Below are 4,981 nucleotides of genomic sequence, written 5' to 3' on the forward strand. Positions count from 1 at the left end.
ATCGCATTCCTTTTACAACCAGCATGTAGCCTCACCATTTTTTCGATGTCAACAGTCTACACGAAGGTATCGATGATCTCGCTTAATGCGACAGAACCCCTAGGAGAGTTAATTGCCACGCTCCAAGGGAACGATGAAGATTTTCTTTTCTGCTTTAGCCAGAATGGCGTCTAGTGATTTTACGCGCCAGAAAACCATAAATTTTCCCTGTTAATGCAAATTTTAAATTCTGACTTTCCAGTCACTAAAAATACCCTTCAGATAATACCCAGGCTTTCCATCCGGCCAAGCAAAGCAAGGTAAAAAACGCCGCCACCATATCATCAAACATAACACCAAAACCGCCTTCCAGATTGCGATCGTAGTATCGGATAGGTTGCGGTTTAACAATATCAAACAGGCGAAACAAAATAAACGCAGCTAGCTGCCACGCCCAGCCTGCCGGCGTAAAAAACAGAACCAAAAGAAATGCCACGGTCTCATCCCACACCATGCCGCCATGATCCGGATCACCCAGAGCCTTGCCACTAAGACCGCATGCCCAAATGCCTACAATAAACATGATGTCTATCAATAATAAAAGATAAATTGGGCTGAGATAATAATTAAGTAGCCAAAATAATGGAAATGCAACCAGTGTTCCCATCGTGCCCGGAGCGATGGGGCTTAGTCCGACACCGCCTGAAAAGGCGATGAAATAGGCAGGGTGACTGTATATTAAAGCAAAATCCGGTTGAAATTGGGTCGACTGGTCACTCGACAAGTCATAAGCTTTAGGCAATGAAATGGTCATATCCTTTGGTCTCCAATATGATTGCACTCCCTTTGGCATCTTTCACAATCAAACCCTCACCTGAAAGAATCTCACCGATGCGAATAAGAGGAATAGCCAATTCAGCAGAAAGATTTTCAATTTTCTCGCGATTTATTTTCGGGGCTGTAAAGCATAATTCATAATCATCTCCGCCGGCCAATAAACAGCGCATTACCAGAGATTGCTGCAAGTATTTTTTTATTACCGGGGAACAGGGGATATCGGTCATATTGATGTAGGCCGCCTTTTCAGAAGCGGTTAGGATATGCCCAAGATCCGCCACTAATCCATCGGATATATCGATAGCGCTATGCGCCAGACCGATCAAACGTTGTCCTAACTCGACCCTTGCGGTCGGCGTCAGTAATGCAGGCAAACATTCCGCAATTTCATTGGGCTCAAGAGTTATTTGCTGCAATTCATGATTAAGCGCTAAGGCAGCATCGCCTAACCGGCCGGAAACCCAAATATCATCATCCAATTTGGCGCCACTGCGGCGCAATGCTTTGCCTACTTCGACTTCCCCCATGATTTGCACACCGATATTCAGTGGTCCGGCAGTCGTATCTCCACCGATTAACTCCACTTGATACGAATCTGCCAGTGCAAAAAAACCCGCACTAAATTCACTTAACCATGCTTTATTATGTTGCACTAAATTATCCGGCAACGTTAAAGCTAGCAATACCCAGCGAGGCTTTGCTCCCATTGCAGCCATATCCGAGAGATTAACTGCTAAGGATTTGTATCCGAGTTTGTAAGGATCAGCATCCGCAAAGAAATGTTTACCACACACCAAAGTATCCGTTGAGATAGCCAATTCTTTATTGTCAGTAGCTTTAATCAGTGCAGCATCATCACCAATTCCCAGCACTGATTGAGTTGCAGTCCGTTTGAAATAGCGACGAATAATATCGAACTCTGAACACACGCTGTATTAATACTAAACTTGATTTCTTGTCGGCCTGGGTGCTGCAATCTCAACAGCGCGCAATTGAATGGCCAATTTATCCAGCACGCCATTCACATATTTATACCCATCACTGCCACCATAAGTTCTGGCTAACTCTATCGCTTCATTGATAATTGCGCGATAAGGAATCTCCAGATAATGCATTAACTCAAAAGTGCTCAATAATAAAATTGCAAATTCCACCGGACTTAATTCATTTAAAGGACGATCCAGACAGGGCTGAATATATTTTTCCAATCCCTCAACATCCTTGAGCACACCTTGCAGCAAGTTCGTGAAGTGTTTCTCATCTACATGCTTAAATTCTTCGGATTCCCGTAATTGTTGCTCAATAAAATTCGCTGTGCCGCCAGCAACCCGCCACTGATAAATACCCTGCAATACAAACTCGCGTGCAATCCGGCGGCGGCTTTTATGTTTATCCGTCTTTTGGTTTGTGGTGGAATTTGTTTCGGTCAGCGTGCTACTCATAAATCAATTTCATCAATTTTTATATGCAAATTAGCCATTTCCAATGCAACCTGCGCGGATTCCATTCCTTTCTGGCTCATTCGGGCAATCGCTTGATCATCATTATCCGTAGTCAATATCCCATTGGCGACAGGAATTTCTGTTTCAATCTGTACCATGATTAGGCCGCGTGCAGATTCGTTAGAAACGACTTCAAAATGATAAGTGTCTCCCCGGATTACCGCACCCAACGCAATCAACGCATCAAACTGATCGGACAAAGCCATTCTTTTCAATGCAAGCGGAATTTCCAGCGCGCCCGGCACGGTCACGAGCAGTATGTTCGAATCTTGTACACTATTTTTCTTAAGCTCTGCCGTACAAGCACTGAGTAAACCTTCCCCCACATCAATGTTGAAACGGCTCATGACAATGCCGATACGTAAATCTGTTCCATCCAGATTCGGTTCGAATTCAAGAATATCGTCATAGTACGGCATATCTTACTCCTGTAAGTCTATTGATTAATCGTGATCAATTCTTGAGCACTCAAGATTTAAATTTTATAGCTTGGGCGTATCCACATAACTGGTTACTTCCAAACCGAATCCTGTCACACTGGGCATTTTCCTCGGCGCTGACATCAATCGCATTTTTCCTACGTTCAGATCTTTCAGTATTTGCGCGCCAATACCGTGATCACGAAGGTCCGTCTTGATTGAGACGGGATAACGCGATTCCTTCAATTGAACGCGCTCGATCAATTGAGTTGGACTTTCTTTACGATGCAGTAGAACGATAACACCTTGCCCTGCTTCAGCAATTAACTTCATGGCATCATGAATGCTCCAGGAATGTGTATTGTCATCAATATCCAGTAGATCTATGACCGACAGCGGCTCATGCACACGCACCAAGGTTTCCTTTGTTGGGTTTATTTCACCTTTTACCAAAGCCAAGTGTGTTGTATTGGCTATTTCATCACGATAAGCTGTCAGCAGAAATTCGCCATGCAGTGTTTGAATTGCACGCTCAGCAACACGTGTTACCAAGCTTTCAGTCTGACTGCGGTATTGAATCAGATCGGCTATCGCGCCAATTTTGAGCTGATGTTTACTTGCAAACTCCATAAGATCGGGTAATCTTGCCATGCTACCGTCTTCTTTCAGAATCTCACAAATCACCGAGGCTGTTGTCAAGCCGGCCATTCTGGCTAAATCACAACCGGCCTCAGTATGACCCGCACGAACCAAGACACCGCCTTTCTGTGCCATCAGTGGAAAAATGTGTCCTGGTTGCACAATGTCTTGTGGTTTAGCATCCGCTTTAACGGCGACTTGAATGGTACGTGCACGGTCCCCCGCAGAAATGCCTGTGGTTACGCCGCTGGCTGCTTCTATGGAGAGCGTAAAATTGGTTCCCAAGGGAGCGCGGTTGGCTGACACCATCAAAGGCAAATCTAATTGGTGGCACCTTTCCTCAGTCAGCGTTAAACAAATCAGTCCACGGCCGTGGGTAGCCATAAAATTGATAGCCTCCGGCGTCACAAAATCGGCAGCCAGAACCAGATCCCCTTCATTCTCGCGATCCTCTTCGTCAATAAGAATGACCATTTTACCCAATCTAAGATCGTCAATAATGTCTTGGGTAGCACTGATTCTCATGTCTGTTTAATCCCGGTTAAACTTAAATAGTTAATAATCTTGCCACATATCGCGCCAGCATGTCTGTTTCCAGATTTACGCGCATTCCCGGTGCAAGTTCTTGGAGCGTGGTTACCGCCAAGGTATGTGGAATGAGGTTAACAGAAAACTCATTACCCTCAATTTTATTAACTGTCAGGCTCACGCCATTGACGGTAATAGAGCCTTTATGGGTAAGATATCGCAATATTGATTCTGGCGCTTGAATGATCAATACAAAACTCTCCCCGATAGGCTCAAATTTAACCACTGTTCCAGTCGCATCCACATGACCACTGACCAAATGTCCACCCAACCGGTCAGATAAGCGCATGGCTTTCTCCAGATTAACGTGCATACCAACCTGATCCAGACCCTGTGTACAGCTGAGCGTTTCCTGCGAAACATCTACCGTAAACAGGTTTCCGGTTAACGTTGTAACCGTTAGGCAAACACCACTCACAGCAATACTGTCACCCGCCATGACATCACTCAGATCCATTTCCCCAGCGGAAATCTCTAGGGACAACCCGTTGTCGCTATGTCCCTGGATAGGGCGAATCTGTTTTATTTCACCTACTGCTTGTATGATTCCGGTAAACATCCCAATATGTTCTATAAGTTCAGATATGACACGAATGATAGGATATGCATCAACGAATTGATAGCAATGTGACGTGTAAACTACAAATTTCGTACTTTTGTAAGTATACCTTGTAGTACTTCAAGTAATGAGAGTAACGTTGTGAGAATCAAGGCGATGCGTTGAAAAAAACGATATAACTATTGGCGCGCCCAACACGATTCGAACGTGCGACCCCCGCCTTCGGAGGGCGGTACTCTATCCAGCTGAGCTATGGGCGCTTTGGTGAACAAACTGTTATGCCATTTATCGGTCGACAGGATAACTGCTTTTATAACTCTCGTCCAACTTGGATAATCCTTAATGTAATCATTTTCACTGCTGTCCCGTTAACGAGCAAGTACTGCGGCCCGATTCAGGCCTAATTGGTATAATAAGTTTTCGCATAACTTGTTGAAACAGCTAGGAGAATCAGGCCA

The 4,981-nt window shown here is 44.7% G+C and carries 6 protein-coding genes and 1 tRNA gene; all 7 read right to left on the bottom strand.

Going from position 1 to position 4,981, the window contains the following annotated elements:
• Positions 1-244: 244 nt before the first annotated feature.
• The gene (locus ACH10T_RS06155) at positions 245-793 is read right to left on the bottom strand and encodes a phosphatidylglycerophosphatase A (protein ID WP_394808438.1); all 549 of its coding nucleotides are present in this window, start codon (positions 791-793) and stop codon (positions 245-247) included.
• Positions 774-1,745 carry a thiamine-phosphate kinase gene (gene thiL, locus ACH10T_RS06160; RefSeq protein WP_394808439.1) on the bottom strand — a complete coding sequence of 324 codons (972 nt, stop codon included), beginning with the start codon at positions 1,743-1,745 and terminating at the stop codon, positions 774-776. The genes ACH10T_RS06155 and thiL overlap by 20 nt, the downstream gene beginning before the upstream one ends.
• Positions 1,746-1,757: 12 nt before the next feature.
• On the bottom strand, positions 1,758-2,258 hold the full coding sequence (nusB, locus tag ACH10T_RS06165; protein ID WP_394808440.1) for a transcription antitermination factor NusB: 501 nt from the start codon (positions 2,256-2,258) through the stop codon (positions 1,758-1,760).
• Positions 2,255-2,737, bottom strand: a complete 483-nt coding sequence (gene ribH / locus ACH10T_RS06170; RefSeq protein ID WP_394808441.1) for a 6,7-dimethyl-8-ribityllumazine synthase — start codon at positions 2,735-2,737, stop codon at positions 2,255-2,257. Before ribH ends, nusB begins: the two co-directional genes overlap by 4 nt.
• A 63-nt stretch (positions 2,738-2,800) precedes the next feature.
• Complete coding sequence (gene ribBA / locus ACH10T_RS06175; protein WP_394808442.1) at positions 2,801-3,901, bottom strand: bifunctional 3,4-dihydroxy-2-butanone-4-phosphate synthase/GTP cyclohydrolase II; 1,101 nt, start codon at positions 3,899-3,901, stop codon at positions 2,801-2,803.
• A gap of 22 nt (positions 3,902-3,923) precedes the next feature.
• On the bottom strand, positions 3,924-4,523 hold the full coding sequence (locus tag ACH10T_RS06180; protein WP_394808443.1) for a riboflavin synthase: 600 nt from the start codon (positions 4,521-4,523) through the stop codon (positions 3,924-3,926).
• Between the two features lie 183 nt (positions 4,524-4,706).
• A tRNA-Arg gene (locus ACH10T_RS06185) sits at positions 4,707-4,783 on the bottom strand.
• Positions 4,784-4,981 lie beyond the last annotated feature (198 nt).

This window comes from Nitrosomonas sp. (assembly GCF_043753625.1).
Taxonomy (GTDB): Bacteria; Pseudomonadota; Gammaproteobacteria; order Burkholderiales; family Nitrosomonadaceae; genus Nitrosomonas.